Below are 16,981 nucleotides of genomic sequence, written 5' to 3' on the forward strand. Positions count from 1 at the left end.
TGGCTCGCCGGATCCCCTGGCGTCGAAGGAATCGGAACCACTCCGCCCCAATAAATTCCCGGTCGGCGACCAAGCCCTGCCAGCGGCGTGCTGGCAGGGCTTAAAGGAGACGGAGAACCACCCACATCCGGGCTTTGGTGTCGCTATTCCCGGTGTGGTCCAACGCCACCCATACGAGTGGAATGGTGTAGCCGTGAACGACGGCACCCAAGACCAGAAGGTTGAGTGGGGAATCGCCGTGTTCCCAGGTCGTGCGATCAAGACTCATGAGCAGCTTCCCTGGGGGAAGCTGCAGAAGGAGAAGGGCCAGGAAGACCTGCGACGTGAGTTGCTCATCACGAATCGTACGTTCTACACGGCGTTTTTTGGCTTCGGGAGAACTTGTTCCTGGGAGGTGAGGACCGAGATCACGGTGATTGACGCTCTGTGCAGTCACCATCGCGAGGACGAGATCGACGACCCGTTGAAGAGGATCGATGCGGAGGGAAGGGACCTGAGCTTTGAATTGAGCGGTCAGTTCGCTCGCCTGTCGGGAGGCGGGTCTGGGGAGGGTCACAACTCCTAGGACACCGCCTTTTTGCGTGCCTGTCGAGGGACACGCCACCGATGACGTTTAAATGCGTCTAGGACAGCAAAAAACTAAAGATGTCCTTTACAGAGCAATTTCTCCTCCTGAAGGACACCGCAACCTACCTTGGTGTGCAGGGAGAATGTCTTACAGATGATTTTTACGACGCCTGGCAGGCCTTTCCACTCGAACAGCTTCCTCAACTGATTCATCATCTCATTGATACCTGCATAGATTGAGGTCGCCTTATCTGGCAGCGATCGTCGACATACTAAATATTGAAACGTATCGATGGCAGGCTTTCGTCCTTGTCATTCCGATTTTTGCCGGCCTGAACTTTGACCGGTATCAATACAGTCGGTCTTTCCCGGCCGTGTGCCTCACCAGCTGTCGATGGCGCGACGGGCGCGTTCCTCACCGATCCGCACGTAGCCTCTGGTGGTGTTGATGTCCGCGTGCCCGAGGACCTCGGCGACCGCGGCGAAGTCGCCGAGCTGCTGGTAGAGGCGGGAGCCCATCGCTTTGCGCAGGGCGTGGAAGCCGCGGAACCCGCCGGGCTCCTGGGCGTGTTCGAAGAGGGGGCGGACGTGGCGGGCGGCGCCGCGCCAGGTGCGGTACGGGAAGATGAAGTCCCCGCGGTGCGCGCGTGTCCGGGGGAGGATGCGGTACGCGCTGAGGGCGGCGCGCAGGCGGGGACTGGCGGGCACCGAGCGGCTGCGGCGGCCCTTGCCGCTCTGCACCGTCAGGCGGGCCGAGTCCGGGTCGAGGTGGACGTCCTCCCAGCGGAGGTGGAGTGCCTCGTCGATGCGCAGGCCGGCGTGGGCGAGCACGAGCAGCAGGGCCCGCAGTTCGCTCGCCCGCGTCGGGTGGGCGCTGGCGGCCGCGACCGCGAGGTCGACCTGGTCGGCCGTGTACGGGGCGTTCTTCTCGAGGCCGTGGCGGCGGTCCTTGGGGACGACCGCGTCCTCGAAGGGGTGCGCGGCGGTCGCGCCGGCCCAGCGCAGGGCGCGGTACAGGGCGGCGGCGGCGGCGACGCGGACGCGGACGGTCGCGATGGCGCGGCCCTGGGTGAGCATCTCCGCGATCCAGGCCTGCACGTCGTCGGCGGTGGGCCGCAGGATGCTCCACGCGCGGTGCGTGGCGTGATGGAGGAACGCGCGGATGCCGGCGCGGTAGGACGTGAGGGTGTGGCGGCTGGTGAGGACGCCGCTGGCGGCGTGCAGGGTGAGGTGCGCCTCGGTGAGGGACCAGAGGGTGTCTGGGTCCTTGAGGGCGGCGGCCTCGGTGGCGCGGCGGCGGCGTTCGTCGGGGGTGAGGGCGGTCCAGGTGCGGGCGCGGTCGTGCGCCTGGCCCCGGTAGACGTCGAGGGTCATGCGGTCCTCCTGGTCCGAGTGTACCAATAACTCGCCTTATGCATACACGTATGGAAGGGGAGAAACCGGGCAGCCGGGCTCACGCACAGAGCCCCAGACGTGGTCTGCTCCTCAACGTTCAAAGAAGCGGTCGGTAGAGTTCCGGACGCACGCCCCCTGACCGCGTGGATGGGCAGTCTCCTGCGCACCTTGGTCTGGGGGCAAACGATGTGCCTTCGTGAACTGATTTCCCAGGTACAGGAACCCTCGAAGATTTTTGGAGGCCCCTTCCTGGCCCTCCTGTGAGGTCGGCGATCCGGCCACGGTCCGGACTGAGGCCAGAGTCGCCAGCTGGAGCAGAAGGTCATGATTGGTTTGCTGGCCTGACCGCTGCCGGAGGTGTTCCGTCGTTGCCAAAGCAAGGAATCCGCCGTGTGGCGGACCCTCTGAAAGGACGGGGAAAAATGCTGTTATACCGCTCCTAACTCAATCTCTTCAACAATTGAAATCCAATACGCCTCTATTCCATTAAGAGCCTTTGTATCGATTGAATCTATGGCATTTCTTAGATCTGAAGCGAGAATCTGAGATTCTTCTTCTGGAACATCGTAAGGGTATTTCTTCAATCTCGCACATATATCAGCGTATGCGACACTACACGCTGCAAACTGACACCAGCTTGAATTCATGAAAATAGATGGCCTTCCTGAGTAATCTTTGAGCCATATTTCACCCGATAATTTATCCAGCAATAATTCGACATCGTCATTCTTACACGCCAATACAAAATTTCCTTCCCGCGTTTCGGGGCTGAATGTGAAGTCATGTTCCGGGTGAACGTAAATCCCGATCTCTCCTGAACATTTTGAAAGTGAGACAAGCACTTGTTCCGAAACACCCATATTCTTCAATATAGATTGATCAATCATAATTTTACTGATCCCTGCCTTGCTTCGTAGCGCAACGCAGCGACATTCAGCGTTCGGGCGTGCCCAGGAAGCCAGCAACCATCCCGACTGGTCTCAAGAACCCCGGTACTCTGCCGTGCTACCAATTTCCGCAGAGATCAATAAGTTGCCAGAACCGTGTCAAGGCAGCTGCATTGTCCCTCCGCAGGTGGGACTGAGCGTCAACGCTGGATTGTCCGGTTGCACCTCAATTGGCGATCTGCCGCGGCTAATCGCTGCTGCACTCCAGCAATTCCGATTGCCATTGCTGCCTACGGCATTGAGCTGCGCGGCGGTTTCGTACACCACGCAGGTGACTTGTTCGTACTGCCCACGCCGCTGCTCCACGCAACTTCGCAAGAGCGCCAAGCGATTCGTGTCCTTAGCTGCTTGGGTATAACGTATGGTAATTATTTTGCCCTGTTGCGCCGTCGTTACGACCACCATGCGGCCAGTACGCGACCACATGGCTGAAGATGCATCGGCTCCGGCAAAGGAGAGGTTGACCAGGAGAAAAGGAATGGTAAAGATGGCTCGTCTCATGGGTGCAATTTAATCGACACGCGTTGATTACTGGCTGAAATGGGATTCACCGCCAATCCTCGAGCGTCAGCTCAGGCACGCGGGAAAACTCGTCGGTGTTGTTCGTGACCACGGTCAGCCGCCGCGCCAGTGCCGTGCCCGCCAGCTGAAGATCAAACGGACCGATGGGCGTGCCCAGGCGGGCCAGGTGAGCACGGACCCGGCCCGTGTGCACGGCGTCCTGCGTGTTGTACGTCAGCACATGAACATCGCTCTGAAAGTCTTCCCAGAGCTGCCCGAACTTCGTGCGGGCGCTGGGCTGACGTTCCATTCCATACTCGATTTCCATCACGGTGACACTGCTGATGGCCAGATCACCCGGCGCCACCTGTCGAAGATGGGCCAGAACGGCCGGGTGTTTCCTGAAGAAGTCGCTGACGGTGTTGGTGTCGAGCAGATAACGCATCAGAACAGGTCGTGCTCAGGCATCGGGAGCACGTCGCTGCGGTCGACTTCGAACGCCTGCTCGTCGTCCTGGCCTTCCTGCATGAAAGCCAGGACAGACGCACTCCAGCCCGACTGCTCTCCGTAGTCCAGGGGCACGAGTTTCGCGGTGGGCCTACCGTTCCGGGCGATGATGATGACCTCGCCCTCCTGGGCAGCATCGACCAGTTTGCTGAACCTGTTTTTGGCTTCGTAAAGGTTGATCGTCTGCATCGCTCCTCCCAGGCTAAGCCTGGCCTAGCCTGAACAAGAATAACAGGGTAACCCACCCTGAACTGGGAGCGGGATTCACATTGAACTTCGTCGCGACCGAAGTGAGTGATGCTGGGACCCTGATCTCTCAAACTTCAAGAGGTGAGCTTCGGATCCGCACTGCGACAGCGAGCCGCTGTATGCGCTCTGCCGCATCGCCTTGCCAAGATGTGGAAACGCTTCTCCGGACGCTTTCTGCAAGTGCTTCTGGCGTCGGCTCGATGACCTCATCAGAATGGGCACAAACCAGCACCTGGTCTGCACTTTGTCCGAGGGACAGAACGAGTTCTACGAATGCCAAGTTGAGGTCTGTGAGGTCGAACATGCCGCGCACCGTTTCGACCTTTCCATCTTCCAGCCAGACGCTGAAGCTGTCCCCCATGTCGCGTTTCGGTGTGCCCCAAAGCAAATACGATTCGTCCTTGTCCCAGACGGGCCGACCGGACGAACCGATGTTCACGCGAGTGAGTACGCCATCGAGCAAAGCCTCATACCCCTCGGGAGCATCCTCCTCCAGTTTCACCTTTTCAGGAAGGGCGCCGTATCGTTCGACAATTTCTGAGCGGGTATGCAATTCAAAAGGGTAGAGCCAGGGACGGGGCATCGGGGCCATTCTACGTACAGCACCCGTTGGACATCCTGATCGGTCTTCAGGTGCGTGCGGCTTCCCAGCAGGTGCCCCGCAACCCGTTCTCTGTCTGTAGCTCGTCCGACGTTGCAAACCACGTCCTGTGAAGGCTGCTGAGCATGAAATAGGGTCCCAAAAGAGTTGGAACGGAAAAAGGCATCAACTGACATCTCTGTGTGTTGAGCAGAGCCGTGGGAAGCGTTGCCTGTCACGCCCCCCTGAGCGACTGAGCCTGCTGACCCCTTTGATCCCTCAGGGCCAGACTGCAAAGTCAGGCTGGTCCGGGGACCCTTCGATCAGGTGCGACAGTATCTGAGGCTCAGAAGCCTGCACACGAAATCCCGCCAAGCGAACCGGGCGGTGATCACCGCTCGCTTTTCAGGAGATTTTTCGTGGTGCGGGGACGGTTGAGGAAGCTGCTACGATTTGAGCTGATGCTGGCACCGTCGATCCTCTCTGACGCGCTTCAGTCGTGCAGTCTCAGGGCCTGCCAGGGCGCTGGAACGGTCCTGCGGCAGCCCTTGCCCACCCGTATGCCCTGCCCACAGGGGACGTGGTGAACAGAGGCGTGGTGCTGGGTCTCAGCGTACTGCTGGGGTTGGGTGCAGCGTTGGCCGGAAAGCAGGAAGGCATGGAGTTCTACAACAAGGGCCAGTATGAGCAGGCGCTGGCTGAACTGAAGGACTCCGTGTTGGGCAATGACGGCGACCCGGAAGCGCAGACGCTCCTGGGAATGATGTACCTGAAAGGTCAGGGGACAGAGAAAGACACGGTGCTGGCCACCTACTGGTTCCAAGAGGCCGCCAGGCAGGGCAACGCGACGGCCGAGCGCACTCTGGGGGAGATGTATCTCGCAGGCAACGGGTTGCCGCAGGATGATTACCAGGCAGCGTACTGGACGCAGCAGGCGGCCGATCTGGGGGACGCGCCCGCGCAGGTGACGCTGGGGAAATTGCGCCTGGACGGACGAGGGGTAGAGCGGGACGCACATGAGGCTTTCCGCCTGTTCAGTCTTGCCGCTGGCCATGACGACGCTGACGCCCAGTATCAGCTGGCGCAGCTGTACGAGCGGGGCGAGGGCACGGCTGCGGACAGGGAACAGGCCCTGCGCTGGTACAGGGCCGCGTCCGCGGGGGGTCTGAAGGCCGCCGCCGAGGCGCTGCAGCGGCTCAGCCCGGCCACGGCACCTGCTCCCGTGGTGCTGCAGCCCCGCAACCCGTCGGTCCCGGCATCCCCTCTGGTCACTTCAGCGGCACCTACCGTCAAGAAGAAGCGGATCGCCCTGCTGATCGCCGACCAGAATTATCAGGACGCGTCACTCGACCTCAGCGGTCCCATCAACGATGCCCGCCTCATCCAGGCCAGCCTGGTCAAGGCCGGATTCACCGTCACCGTGAAGACGAACCTGACCCTCGTGCAGATGAACCGCGACATCTCCAGTTTCCTGGCGGGCGTGGACGGAAACACCGTCAGTCTCCTGTACTACTCCGGGCACGGCGTGGAGATCGGCGGGGCGAACTACCTCATTCCCGCCGACTTCCAGATGAGGCGCGGCCTGACCGCCACGGAAGCCGTCGCGCAGAGCGTGGATATCGCGGCCTTCTACGCCCGGATGCCCGCGCAGGCGGAAGGGTCACTGAACATCACCATCCTGGACGCCTGCCGGGACAACCCGTTCAAGTCCAGGGGACTGAAGGGCCTGGGGGACGGACGGGACGGCCTGAAGACCATCGGACTGACGGGCGGGAACGGCGACGGCACGGTCGAGACCTTCACTGCCTACGCCGCAGCGAGCGGGCAGGTCGCGCAGGACGGTGTTCAGAACGGCCCGTACGCCACCGCGCTCGCCCAGCAGATGACCGTGCCGGGCCAGGTGCTGGAGGTCATGTTCCGCAACGTCCGGCAGGAGGTGGCCCGACGGACCGCCAATCAGCAGATTCCCACCAGTTATGCCAACATCTCCTCGGAATTCATCTTCGTGCCGAGCAAATGAAGCGTGCAGGCAAGATCGCCTGCACGCTCGAGTTGAATTTTGCCGGGGCTACTTGGTGGGGGTCAGAGTAGCCACGCAGACATAATTCTGTCCCTGAAGCTGGCAGTTGCTGAGGCTGATGGCGAAGCCCGTTACACCGGGGGCTGCCGGCAGCTGGGTTGGGACCTTGGACGCAACGCCATAGGCGCGCACAGGAATATTATCGAACTTGACGTTGTCGAAAGCCAAGGCCCTGAAACTGGCTGTTGAACTGGGAATATTGAAGTATGCCTGCACCTTGACTGGGACATTAGCGATTATCTCTTGTATTGACGATTCACCAAAAACGTCGTACTTATCATCCATAAATGTGACGTGATCCGCTGCGTCAGAGGCTCCGTCTTGTTTAAATACTTTGAAATCACCTTTGTGCCAATACAGACTAGACGTTTGCTTCTTGGTTAACGTAAAACTGAAATCGCAGTACACGCCGTCCTGCTTTCCGTAGCATCCCACGAGGGTCAGTTTCCCGTCATTGGCATCCCACGTCTGGGCGAATGAGGTGGAAGCCAAGATCAATCCCATCACTGCCATCAGGTTCTTCATCTGTTCTCCTTGATGCTCTGAGTGAACTTCGTCGCCAGTGTCTTCTGCGGGCGTCAAAATGGTGTGAAAGTACGTCTACATCGGCTTTCCCTCACAGGTCGTCCACGCCTGCTTGAAGTCGAAGGCCGGCTGGGAGTGCGAGGCGGTGGCCTTACCGACCGGTCGATACCCGGTGCCGCTGTTCGTGAAGCAGGGGTTGGCGGGTCCCTGCTGGAGGGCCAGGAACAGGGACAGGGTGGGGGCCGCGAAGGACGTTCCGCGGTAGCTGAACGTGCCGTACCGCTCTGGCGCGGTGAGGACGTCGTCGGTGACGCAGGTGCCGCCGTCGCGGCAGTACCGCTGGAGTTGCGCTGGCGACAGGGTGAACCACTCCCCGGCCACGTTCACGTCGGCGGCGTCCGGCCACACCTGACCGTCCGCGTCGGTGGCCGGTCGGCGGTCCCACCCATACAGGCCGGCACTGATCACGTCGCCGAACGCGCCGGGGGCGGTGGCGTACCCGAGGCCGAAGTTGCCGCTGGAGGCGACGGCCACGAAACTCGCGCCGCGTGCCCGCCGACCGGCGGACAGGGTGGCGACCTCGCGTCTGAGCGGTTCGGTGTCGGAGACGGTGGTCAGTTCGTGCTGCACCTCGGTGACGCTCAGGTTGCTCTCGCGGGCCACGTCCTGCAGGAAGGTGTTGAGGTTGTACCGGCGGGGGGGCGTGGCGGCGGCCCAGGTCTGGCGGGTGTCCTGGTAGATGTTCATGGCCTGGCAGGGGATCATGGCGAAACTCATGTTCACCACGAGGTCTCTGGGTGTCAGCGACTTGCCGTCCGACGCGAAGCGTTCCTTCAGCGCCAGCGCCAGGGCGGCCGAGGGCACCGGGCCGGGATTGAGTCCTTTGGTGTGGTACACCTGCGTTCCGAGGTCCAGGCGCGTGAGGGTCAGCGTCCGGCGGCCCCGCCCGTAGCGCAGGGGGTGCCGGCTCAGGAGGGTGAAGCCGGCGCTCTCGAGGATGCTCCTGAGGTGCGCCTCGACGAGGGCGCCGTGGTTGAGCATCAGGGTCTGTTCCTCACCCTCGACGCGGATCTTGAGGGGCGAGGCGGCGAAGTGGTCGACGACCATCAGTTCGTTGTCGGCTGCCCGGCCGTCGAGCCAGGAGGCGGGGAAGCCGTACAGGGCCTCGAAGGTGGGGGCGCGGGCGTCCGGCGTTCCGGCTCCGGGGGTCTGTGCGCCCAGGCTGATGCCGCCGCCCGTCAGGTCGGTGTGCCAGGCCTGGCCGGGCATCTCGAAGGCGTTCGCCAGGCAGTTGGGCGTGCTGGGCGTGCGGGAGAAGGCCTGGCTGAGCGGCAGGGATTTGGTGCGCACGTTCGACGCCGACGGAACGGGGACGTTGGTGGGCAGGCGCAGGGTGGGTGCGGCGGCCCGGCCGTCGGCGCTCTGGATGCCGGCGGTCAGGGCGAGCGCGACCAGGGCGGAGAGGCGAAGGGTGGTGAGGGAGGATCTGGTCATGAGGTCGTCTCCTGCGGTGCTGGTGCGGGTCTCCCGGCGTCTCCCTGAGGCATCAGGACCCTCCCTCGTCAGGCTGGGCGCTGGCGATGTCCTGAAGGAGCTTCCGGGCCATGCTCTCGAGGCTCCCGGCCCCCAGCGTCTGGCTGATCTCGATGGCGGCCCGGAGCTGGGTCAGGGCGTCCTGCGGCTGGCCGAGCTGATGCAGCAGTTCGCCCTGATCGAACGCGGAGCGGGCCATGAAGAGGCGGTCGTCCCGCCCGGAGGCGACGCGCCACACCTCGCGCTTCAGGTCGAGGGCGCCGGTGAGGTTCCCCAGGCGCATCTCCGATTGGCCGAGGTTCCCGAGGACGCCCAGGTACGCGGTCCAGACGGCGTGGTCGCCCGGTCCGGTCTGGAGGACCTGGTGCAGCAGGTCCCGGGCTTCGGCCAGCAGCGCGCGCGCCTGAACGAATTCCTGGCGGGAGGCATGCGCCATGGCCTGCTGGGCCCGTACGCGCGCCTGAATGACGGGCTGACCGGACCGGTCGGCGAGGTCCTGCGCGGCCTGGAGGTGCGTGAACGCCTCGGGCAGGCGGCGCATGGCTTCCATCTGGCCGGCCAGGGCCAGGAAGGTGGCCTGCCGGCCCCAGGCCTGCACCTGTCCGGCCTGTCCGGCGGCGCGCAGGAGGCGTTCGGTGGCGGTCACCTGATCGCCCAGCAGCGCCTGCGAGATGTCGGCGTACTTGCCGTTGAGCAGGCTGGCGGTCTCGAAGTCCCCGTCCTGCTCGGCGCGTTCGATGCCCTTCTGCAGCAGGTGCAGGTGGGCCGTGGGGAAGCCGCGCGCCGCGATGTACTGCCCGCCCAGCCAGGCGCGTAGCAGCCGGCGCAGCAGGGGCGGTGGGGCGATCGCCGCGGCGCCCAGCAGGTGCGGGAGATCGGTCGCCAGCAGGTCGGGGCGTTCCGCGAAGGTTTCGGTGTACCCCGTGACGGCGTGCACGAGGTGATGCGGCAAGTGCGCCCGGTGGGCGCGGGCCGCGTGCCACGTGAGGTCGTGCATCTGGAAGCTCACGGTGTCTGACCCTGCGCGGCTCGCCCGCGTCAGCAGGCCGCGCTCCACGAGCTGGAACAGCGCCACGGTCACCTCCTCCTCAGGACGCGCCAGCAGGCTCGCCAGCAGTTCGGGTGTGGCCTGCGGGACGAACAGGCTGCCCAGGCCGAGGTACGCCTCGTAGGCCCGCGCGTCCAGCTGACCGACACTCTGCTCGAGCAGCACCTGGACGGTGTCGTGAGGCGCGTCGTACAGGGCGCGGACCACCTCCGCACCGGACGCGGGCCCGAGGGTGCGGGCCGCGAGCCGCACGGCGAACGGATGGTCCCCGAGGAGCGCGCAGAGGGCGTCCTGGTTCACGGCTTCCGGTTCGCCGCCCTCCGGCAGGTGGAAGCGCAGCAGGTCAAGGGCCGCCGAGCGCGGCAGCCGGGAGAGTTCCACTTTCGGCAGGTTGGGGAGGCGCAGCCGTGACGTCAGGAGCACCGGGACGGATTCCGGCAGCCGGGACAGGACCTGCTGGGCGGCGTAGGTGTTCACGGCGTTGTCCAGCACGAGCAGTCCCACCCGGGCCTGCGAGAACGCGTCTTCCAGGTCCGTGTCACGCTTCGCGCGCAGGAGGTCGCGCAGGCCGTTCAGGATCACTTCGCCCGAATCGCCGCCGACGTCCAGCCACGCCACCTGCCTGCCCGCTGGTGTGACCTGCCCGGCGAGTTCGCGGGCCAGGCGCGTCTTGCCCAGACCGGCGAGTCCGTGCACGAGCACCCTCCGGTGGTGCTGCAGCAGGGCGCGCGCCTGCGTCAGTTCATCCTGGCGTCCGAAGCAGGGCTCCGTGGCCGGCTGGGCCAGCACCTCGCCGCTCAGCAGCTCTCCCCGCTGGTTGCTGCCGGACGGCCGGTCTTCAATCTGCTGCAGGAGGTTCAGCGTCTCGGTGTCCGGAGTGAGGTTCAGTTCACTCTCCAGCATCCGGCGGCACTCCTCGAAGACCTGGAGGGCCTGCGCGGTGCGTCCGGCGCGGTGTTCGAGCAGCATCAGGGTGCGGTAGGTGGCCTCGCTGTCACCTTCCATGAACATCGCCTGGTGCAGGAGGTCCCGGGCGCGGTCGTACTGGCCGGAGTCGAGCAGTTGCAGGCTGCAGGCCTGCAGCACCTTCAGCTGCGTGGCCCGCAGGACGCCCCGTTCCTCGTCCAGCCACGCGTCGAAGTGGGCGGAGATCGTGGCGAGTCGGCCGAGGAGCGTGTCGCTGCTCAGCGCGAAGTCCAGCGCGGCCTGCGGATCGCCCTGCTGCAGGCGGCGCAGTTCGCTGACATCGCTGATCCCCGCCAGGACGAGTTCCTGGCGGTCCTCCATGAGCCACCCGCCAGCCCCGCTCAGGCGGCGCAGCGTCATCAGGGCCTGCCGGACGTTCTGCAGAGCGTTGTGCTTGTCCGGCCAGAAGATCTCGGCCAGTTCCTCGCGGCTGGCCCGGCCCTTCAGGTGCAGGTACGCCAGCACCGCCAGGGGTTTGGGGCCGGGCAGCGGGAGAGACACGCCGCCCCAGGCGAGTCGGACCTCGCCGAGGAGGTGCAGGTACAGGTGCGCGGCGTCATCGGCGGAGCGGGCGAGCAGTTCGGGAACGGGAGGTGGAGTGGCGGTCATCGGGTCTCCGGGCGTCAGGCGCCTGGCCTCTCCCGGTCGGAGTTCCGGAAATCCGGGCTCCGCGGGTCTGGATGTCTGGTCTCGCATGGGCGGCACGGGTCTCATGAGTAACATCTCACAGTTCCGGAAGGTTGGTGTGGTCATGTTTCGGTTCTTCCGGGCGGTCGATCCTCGGTTCTGTTCATGCGGGCATCGTCCCGGAGGAGCGTGAAAACGGCGTCAAAGCGACCCGTCAGCGGCCCCGCGTGGGACATCGGCCGGTCCACCACGGGCCTGCACGCTGCCGCACACGCACTTTGACGGGCTTTTCACGCCCCCTTTCTAGGCTCCTGATAGTTCGACACCCGGGTCCAGTCGCCCGGAGACAAGGGGGTTCTATGAACGAGACCAGCAGACCATGGGTTCACGCGCACCGGCAGTCGCCCACGGGAGCGGCGGCATGACGGCCAGCTGCCCGAAATGCGGGGCCGACGACGCCAGGTACCTGAGTGTCGTGCACGAGTCCGGCCTGAGTGCGGTGGATACCCGGACCCGGGGGGCCGGGTGCAACCCGCTGACCATCCTGCTGTTTCCCTTCATCGGGTTGTGGTCGCTGCTGTTCTCGTCCTTCGGGAACGCTAGGACCACCGGCACCGTCCAGTCCCTCACCTCTGCCAAGGCCGGGCCACCAGTGCGCAAACCCCTGGCGTTCTCCCTGGTTCTGGCAGTGGTCGGACTGTTCCTGCTGCCCGGCCACACCGTCCCCGGCGTGCTGCTGCTGCTGGTCGGTGGCCTGTCCCTGTATGCCGCCTGGACGTACAACCGGCGTGTCCACCCGTACCAGTACCAGGTGTGGGAGCAGAGTGCCATGTGTCAGCGCTGCGGCACCATCTTCGTTCCTGACGCCAACCGCATCACCCTGGACGCCGTGACGGCCGGACAGCTCCTCGCGGAGCAGCAGCGCAGGCTCGTCACCGCCGCGCAGCCTGCACTGGACCGCGCCCAGCATCTCGGCGGCCAGGTGGTGCAGAAGGTCGTGCAGAAGACCACCGAACTCAGGGTGGCCGCCCAGCGGGAAGAACACGGCGCGCCACTCGAACCGCAGGCCGACCGGCGGGAAGCGGACCAGGAGAACTGAGGTGAGGCAGCGGGACGGACATCACGACTGCATTCACAGGCGCACGGTCAGACCCGGACCGTGCGCTGCGGGGAACCCGTGACCCTGAAATCACCGCTTTCGCGTGTTCCAGGAGCGAATCGTTTGAACGTCCAGACGTGGACCGCGTGGCTGAAGGCTCCCTGGCAGTCCGCGCGGCGTCTGGTCACGCCCCCGGCCGCACTCGTGCTGGTGGCGGTCGTCTGGGGGTTGACGTACCCGGTCACCGGGCGGCTGGTCCGCCACGTGTCTCCCCAGCTGCTGCTGTGCTTGCGGTTCGGTCTGGCCTTCCTGCTGCTGTTCCCGGGCGTCGTGCGGGCCCGGCCCAGCCTCAGCGTACTGCTGACCGGCGCGGCGCTCGGCGTGGTCCAGTACCTGGAATTCAGCACCCTCGCCGCCGGCCTGGCCCTGACCCCGCCGGGCCGCGCGGCGTTCCTGGTCAGCCTGAGCGTGGTCCTGATCGGCGTCGCCGAGCCGCTCTGCGACCGGCGGGCCCCACCTCCAGCCACGCTGGTGGCGGTGCTCGTTACGGCGCTGGGGCTGTTGCTGGTCACCGTTCCCTCTGGAGCCTCTGCCGGCGACACGCGCAGCGCCGCCGGAGTGTGGCTGTGCCTGGCCTGCGCGGCGTGCACGACGGCCCAGGTCGTGCTGACCGGCCGGGTGATGCGCCGCCCGCACCGGAATCCGGTCCCTCCGGGCGTGCTGGTGGGCGCGCAACTCGGCACCGTGGCCCTGCTGAGTGGCCTGGCCGTGACCTGGACCGGCGGATGGACCGTACTGGCCCTGCCGCGTCTCGGCGCGCCGGTCGCCCTGGGCCTGCTGGGCGGCGTGGTGCTCCTGGCGGTGTTCGCGACGGTTCTGGCCCTGCTGGCACAGACCTGGGCTCAGGGACAGGTGTGTGCCAGTCGGGTGGCGGTCATCTACGCGCTGGAGCCGGTGGTGGCCGTGCTGGTCGGGGCCGGCCTGATGGGTGAACGGTTCGGTGCCCTCCAGGTCATGGGTGCGCTGTGCGTGCTGTGTGGCCTCGTGTGCAGCGAGTGGCCGGGCGACCGCCGTGCGGGGACGACCACAGGTACGGGAACGAATCGGGATTGAGCCTTTCAGGTGAAGTCATCCCGGTGATCTCGGCCAACGTCTGAGGGAAAGTGCATTGAAGGCTGCCAGGGTAAGGTCGAGGACCAGGGAGACCAGACCTCGAGGAGATGGTGCTGTCTGTCTCGTCGTCTGTGATGAGCGCGTCAGGCCGGGTTCTTGACCTTTCAGCCGACCGCTCATCACAGATCATACGAAGATGTCAGTTATGCGAATTGTCCATTTTCCTCTGGTTGCCACGTTTGATCGTATTCTGTTATCTGTCTTATATATTCAGTAGCCAAATTGTAAAAAGATCTATCGTTCTTTTCGTTTAAAAAGACGACAAAATCGTTTACTTCATCAACGCAAGGTGTTTCGTAGCCTCGGTCAATCATGTATGTATACAGACCCCAGAAATAGTCAGAGCGATCTTTAAAGTGTTTGATTATACTGGCACGGTCGCGTTGAGATTCATCGAATATAAACGACAACCTGATAACTATTCTTGGTTGGGGATCATAAATGTGTATTATTAGTTTATTTAGGAAAATTCGATTCAACCTTATCGCAAGCGAATCTACTACAACCAAACTGACTTCGTTGAATTGAGACGGATATAGATCTTTTGTTATCGAAAAGCAATCCATATCTAAGAAAAATAATTCGCATCTTACGATTTTTTCTAGGCCATACGATTTCGTCATTACAAACGCTATACCTTCGTCGCGTAAAGAAACACCGTTTAAGTACACATCAAAGTTAGAGGATGTTTGTGGGACTATAATTCCGTCATCTTTCATTTTTTACCTACCTCGTTAAGAAAACCAGCAAATGTTTCAAATTATACCGGTCGTGGATGACCTGGGTGCGCTGCGCTTCTGGCGGAAATGCTTGGCGTCCTTCAAGTTCGAGAGGGTCTGATGTTCAGCGTGCTGAGTTCACCGGTCATCACCCGGAGAAGCGCGACTTCCGGGGCGACTTCGGGGGTACCCCTCAAGTCACCCCCCAGGTCAGGCGAGGTCGGGAAGGCGAATTTCACCCACAGCCTGCTTTCCTCGTGCTGGAGGGGCGGAGCAGGCGCGCCGGCCGCGCCGCACACCTGCACCGTCCGCTTGATCCTGCGCCCCCATGGTCTGAGCTGACCGACACCGGCGAGGGCGTTGGTCCCATCCGGGTTGAACGGCACCGGCGGGTGCTGCCCCGGCAGCCGTACCATGTCCCGGCCTGCTGGTGGCATGCCACCACCCGTGTTGGTGAACGCGCACACCCACGACTCTCCGCTCTCCGCGGGGAGCGCTTCCGCCTCCCGCACCCATGCAGATGACCTGCCCGGCAGGCCTGCGGGCGCCTGGAACGCCCTCGCGGTCACTGCAGCGGCACGCCGTTGACCTTCAGGCCGTCCTGATCGAGGCGCAGGTCGGCGGCCAGGCGAGTGCCCTTCCGGACGAGCAGGCCCTCCTCCTGCGCGGCCTGGAGCATGCTGGCGACATTCTTCCTCTGCCCGGCGATTCGCGTGCCCAGTTCCTCGATCGCCTGCGCCTCTCCCTCCAGATGAGCTTGGACGTCCATCTGGGACATCAGGGCCTCCGGGTCGAGCATCAGGGTCATCCAGTCGACATCCGCACCTGCCTTGAAGGCTGCCCTGGCATTCAGCTGCACTTCGTTCGTTCCGCTGCCCACCGAGAGCCGGTCGACCGACAGGGTCGGCCCGGCCTGCAGCAGGGCGTTGAAGATCGAGTTCAGCGTCTTCGGATCGAAGTTCTGGTCCGCCACGTCGACGTGACCGAGCTGCGCGAGGACCTGGCGATCGAGTCGGCCCATCGTGAGGTTGAGGGTCATGTCGTCGTACGTCTGACCGTTCAGCGTGGCCCTGGCGACGTGGTACCGCGCGCTGCTGGACACGAACTGCGCGTCGCTCTTCACCTCGCTCTCCGCCTTGACCGGTCCGACGTTGAAGACCGTGCTGCCCTGATCGGACCCACGGATCTCGCCGACGTTCAGGGTCGTCGTCGCGTTCCCCATCCCGTCCTGGGCCGTCTGACCGGTCGTCGACCAGGTGCTTGCCCCGAGCGTGATCAGGCCCCCGCCGCCCCTCACGGTCAGGCCGGGCCACTGCCCGTCGCCGCGCACGCGCTCCCCTTCCGAGTACACGTTGCCGGTGACGGCCTTCCACGCCATGGTCGTTCCGTCACCCGTGAACTGTCCTTCCGGGACCCGGTACGTCGTGACGCTGTTCCCGCCGAACTTGACGAGGGTCGTGATGCTGATCTTCTGCCCGCCCAGCGCCGCGTCCAGCTGTTTCTGCACGTCCGGGGGGAACGTCACGTCGGTCACGACGGTCGCGGCCCCGAACGCCCGGCCCTCGGGGAACGGTCCGTTGTGCACGCGGCTGGTCAGGGTGACCACGACCGGCTCGGCACTCTTCGGCAGCAGGGTGAGCTTGGTGACCTGCGTCCCCCCCATCACGTTCCCCTGGTACGGCCCGCTGACCATCGTGGCAAGGCCCGAGCCTTCCAGGGTCTTCCGGGTGCGTTCGAGCTGTTCCTGCACGTTCCGCTGCGTCTGCTCGCCCGCGACGACCGCCGTGCCGGCGCCGGCGAGGAGGAGCGCGGCCGTGGCGATGAGGGCCGTCCGGGCAGTGGGATGCATCATGTCGCGTTCAGTATAGGAAGCCGTCCCGCGCCGCAAGGCCTCAGATGTGGATCCTCGGTCTCAGCGGCATAGGCGGGGAGGTGTGGTGCTCCATGGGTGCGGGCTGGGCGCCTCGTCCTCTCCGTGCGGCAGGACGACCCCTTCCCTGCCGTGAGGGTCGGGGGACCGGTCACCGACGGGATGTAGGGCGCAGTTCCCCTTCTGTGTTCCGGCCAACCGCTCGGAAGCTCAGGTCCTGGTTCTGGCGCCGGTCTCAGCGGTGAATGAACGTTTTGAGTTCGGAGACCGCGGGTTCCAGCGTGTCTTCTCGCTTCGCCCGGGTGATCAGCAGGATCGCCGCTTTGGCGTCCGCTACCGGGTGGCCTGTCAGCGCTGAACAGCTCGTACCGTACACCTGATGCTCCCGCCGCCCCTCCCTGGCTGTTGCGCTGGCCTGGGTGCTGGATGCAGTTGGTGTCGGGCAGACGCGCAGCGTTGCAGGAGAGCGACCAGACCGCACTCGTTCTGCGGCAGGGTTCAATAGGCACGCCGACTGTGGTCGTCCACATTGATTCCGAACCGGGCGTCCAGTCGCCTCTCGACCTCCTTTGACAGCGTCCAGTAAGGCTGCGCG

At 64.2% G+C, this 16,981-nt stretch carries 13 protein-coding genes and 1 pseudogene; 3 read left to right on the forward strand and 11 right to left on the reverse strand.

The annotated features are described in order from the left end of the window. The 7 genes and pseudogenes from IEY33_RS19315 to IEY33_RS11600 form a co-directional block, all read right to left on the reverse strand. Positions 1–439, reverse strand: a pseudogene (locus tag IEY33_RS19315) (transposase family protein); the annotation flags it as partial. A gap of 509 nt (positions 440–948) precedes the next feature. Next, positions 949–1,941, reverse strand: a complete 993-nt coding sequence (locus tag IEY33_RS11575; RefSeq protein WP_188963436.1) for a tyrosine-type recombinase/integrase — start codon at positions 1,939–1,941, stop codon at positions 949–951. 449 nt (positions 1,942–2,390) lie between these two features. Further along, positions 2,391–2,849 carry an SUKH-4 family immunity protein gene (locus IEY33_RS11580; RefSeq protein ID WP_188963437.1) on the reverse strand — a complete coding sequence of 153 codons (459 nt, stop codon included), beginning with the start codon at positions 2,847–2,849 and terminating at the stop codon, positions 2,391–2,393. Positions 2,850–3,008: 159 nt separating this feature from the next. Next, complete coding sequence (locus IEY33_RS11585) at positions 3,009–3,410, reverse strand: hypothetical protein (RefSeq protein ID WP_188963438.1); 402 nt, start codon at positions 3,408–3,410, stop codon at positions 3,009–3,011. A 46-nt stretch (positions 3,411–3,456) separates the two neighbouring features. Further along, positions 3,457–3,855, reverse strand: coding sequence for a PIN domain-containing protein (locus tag IEY33_RS11590; RefSeq protein ID WP_188963439.1), 399 nt, complete (start codon positions 3,853–3,855; stop codon positions 3,457–3,459). Continuing rightward, positions 3,855–4,106, reverse strand: a complete 252-nt coding sequence (locus tag IEY33_RS11595; protein WP_188963440.1) for a type II toxin-antitoxin system Phd/YefM family antitoxin — start codon at positions 4,104–4,106, stop codon at positions 3,855–3,857. The genes IEY33_RS11590 and IEY33_RS11595 overlap by 1 nt, the downstream gene beginning before the upstream one ends. A 127-nt stretch (positions 4,107–4,233) precedes the next feature. Further along, entirely contained in the window at positions 4,234–4,749 is a 516-nt protein-coding gene (locus IEY33_RS11600; RefSeq protein WP_188963441.1) for a hypothetical protein, read from the reverse strand. Positions 4,750–5,341: 592 nt separating this feature from the next. Between IEY33_RS11600 and IEY33_RS11605 the strand changes: the two genes are divergently transcribed. Continuing rightward, positions 5,342–6,766 (forward strand): caspase family protein, encoded by a 1,425-nt coding sequence (locus IEY33_RS11605; protein WP_188963442.1) that lies wholly within the window; start codon positions 5,342–5,344, stop codon positions 6,764–6,766. Between the two features lie 48 nt (positions 6,767–6,814). On the opposite strand, the gene IEY33_RS11610 is transcribed toward IEY33_RS11605, so the two are convergent. The 3 genes from IEY33_RS11610 to IEY33_RS11620 all read right to left on the reverse strand — a co-directional run bounded on the left by IEY33_RS11610 (position 6,815) and on the right by IEY33_RS11620 (position 11,507). Then, positions 6,815–7,351 (reverse strand): hypothetical protein, encoded by a 537-nt coding sequence (locus IEY33_RS11610; RefSeq protein WP_188963443.1) that lies wholly within the window; start codon positions 7,349–7,351, stop codon positions 6,815–6,817. Positions 7,352–7,426: 75 nt separating this feature from the next. Further along, positions 7,427–8,845, reverse strand: coding sequence for a hypothetical protein (locus IEY33_RS11615; RefSeq protein WP_188963444.1), 1,419 nt, complete (start codon positions 8,843–8,845; stop codon positions 7,427–7,429). 52 nt (positions 8,846–8,897) lie between these two features. Further along, positions 8,898–11,507 (reverse strand): BTAD domain-containing putative transcriptional regulator, encoded by a 2,610-nt coding sequence (locus IEY33_RS11620; protein WP_188963445.1) that lies wholly within the window; start codon positions 11,505–11,507, stop codon positions 8,898–8,900. Positions 11,508–11,946: 439 nt separating this feature from the next. On the opposite strand from IEY33_RS11620, the gene IEY33_RS11625 reads away from it, so the two are divergent. Together IEY33_RS11625 and IEY33_RS11630 are read left to right on the forward strand one after the other, a co-directional pair. Continuing rightward, entirely contained in the window at positions 11,947–12,624 is a 678-nt protein-coding gene (locus tag IEY33_RS11625; RefSeq protein WP_188963446.1) for a hypothetical protein, read from the forward strand. Positions 12,625–12,702: 78 nt separating this feature from the next. Further along, on the forward strand, positions 12,703–13,737 hold the full coding sequence (locus IEY33_RS11630) for a DMT family transporter (RefSeq protein WP_188963447.1): 1,035 nt from the start codon (positions 12,703–12,705) through the stop codon (positions 13,735–13,737). Between the two features lie 1,344 nt (positions 13,738–15,081). Here IEY33_RS11630 and IEY33_RS11635 read toward each other — a convergent pair. Then, entirely contained in the window at positions 15,082–16,368 is a 1,287-nt protein-coding gene (locus IEY33_RS11635) for a DUF945 family protein (RefSeq protein WP_188963448.1), read from the reverse strand. Between the last annotated feature and the right edge of the window lie 613 nt (positions 16,369–16,981).

The organism is Deinococcus aquiradiocola (genome assembly GCF_014646915.1).
Taxonomy (GTDB): domain Bacteria; phylum Deinococcota; class Deinococci; order Deinococcales; family Deinococcaceae; genus Deinococcus; species Deinococcus aquiradiocola.

Excerpts from the sequence above, each read along its gene's own strand:
- IEY33_RS11635 (WP_188963448.1), bottom strand. The coding sequence starts at position 16,368 with ATGATGCATCCCACTGCCCGGACGGCCCTCATCGCCACGGCCGCGCTC.
- IEY33_RS11590 (WP_188963439.1), bottom strand. The coding sequence starts at position 3,855 with ATGCGTTATCTGCTCGACACCAACACCGTCAGCGACTTCTTCAGGAAA.
- IEY33_RS11620 (WP_188963445.1), bottom strand. The coding sequence starts at position 11,507 with ATGACCGCCACTCCACCTCCCGTTCCCGAACTGCTCGCCCGCTCCGCC.
- IEY33_RS11625 (WP_188963446.1), top strand. The coding sequence starts at position 11,947 with ATGACGGCCAGCTGCCCGAAATGCGGGGCCGACGACGCCAGGTACCTG.
- IEY33_RS11585 (WP_188963438.1), bottom strand. The coding sequence starts at position 3,410 with ATGAGACGAGCCATCTTTACCATTCCTTTTCTCCTGGTCAACCTCTCC.
- IEY33_RS11615 (WP_188963444.1), bottom strand. The coding sequence starts at position 8,845 with ATGACCAGATCCTCCCTCACCACCCTTCGCCTCTCCGCCCTGGTCGCG.
- IEY33_RS11610 (WP_188963443.1), bottom strand. The coding sequence starts at position 7,351 with ATGAAGAACCTGATGGCAGTGATGGGATTGATCTTGGCTTCCACCTCA.
- IEY33_RS11580 (WP_188963437.1), bottom strand. The coding sequence starts at position 2,849 with ATGATTGATCAATCTATATTGAAGAATATGGGTGTTTCGGAACAAGTG.
- IEY33_RS11595 (WP_188963440.1), bottom strand. The coding sequence starts at position 4,106 with ATGCAGACGATCAACCTTTACGAAGCCAAAAACAGGTTCAGCAAACTG.
- IEY33_RS11575 (WP_188963436.1), bottom strand. The coding sequence starts at position 1,941 with ATGACCCTCGACGTCTACCGGGGCCAGGCGCACGACCGCGCCCGCACC.
- IEY33_RS11600 (WP_188963441.1), bottom strand. The coding sequence starts at position 4,749 with ATGCCCCGTCCCTGGCTCTACCCTTTTGAATTGCATACCCGCTCAGAA.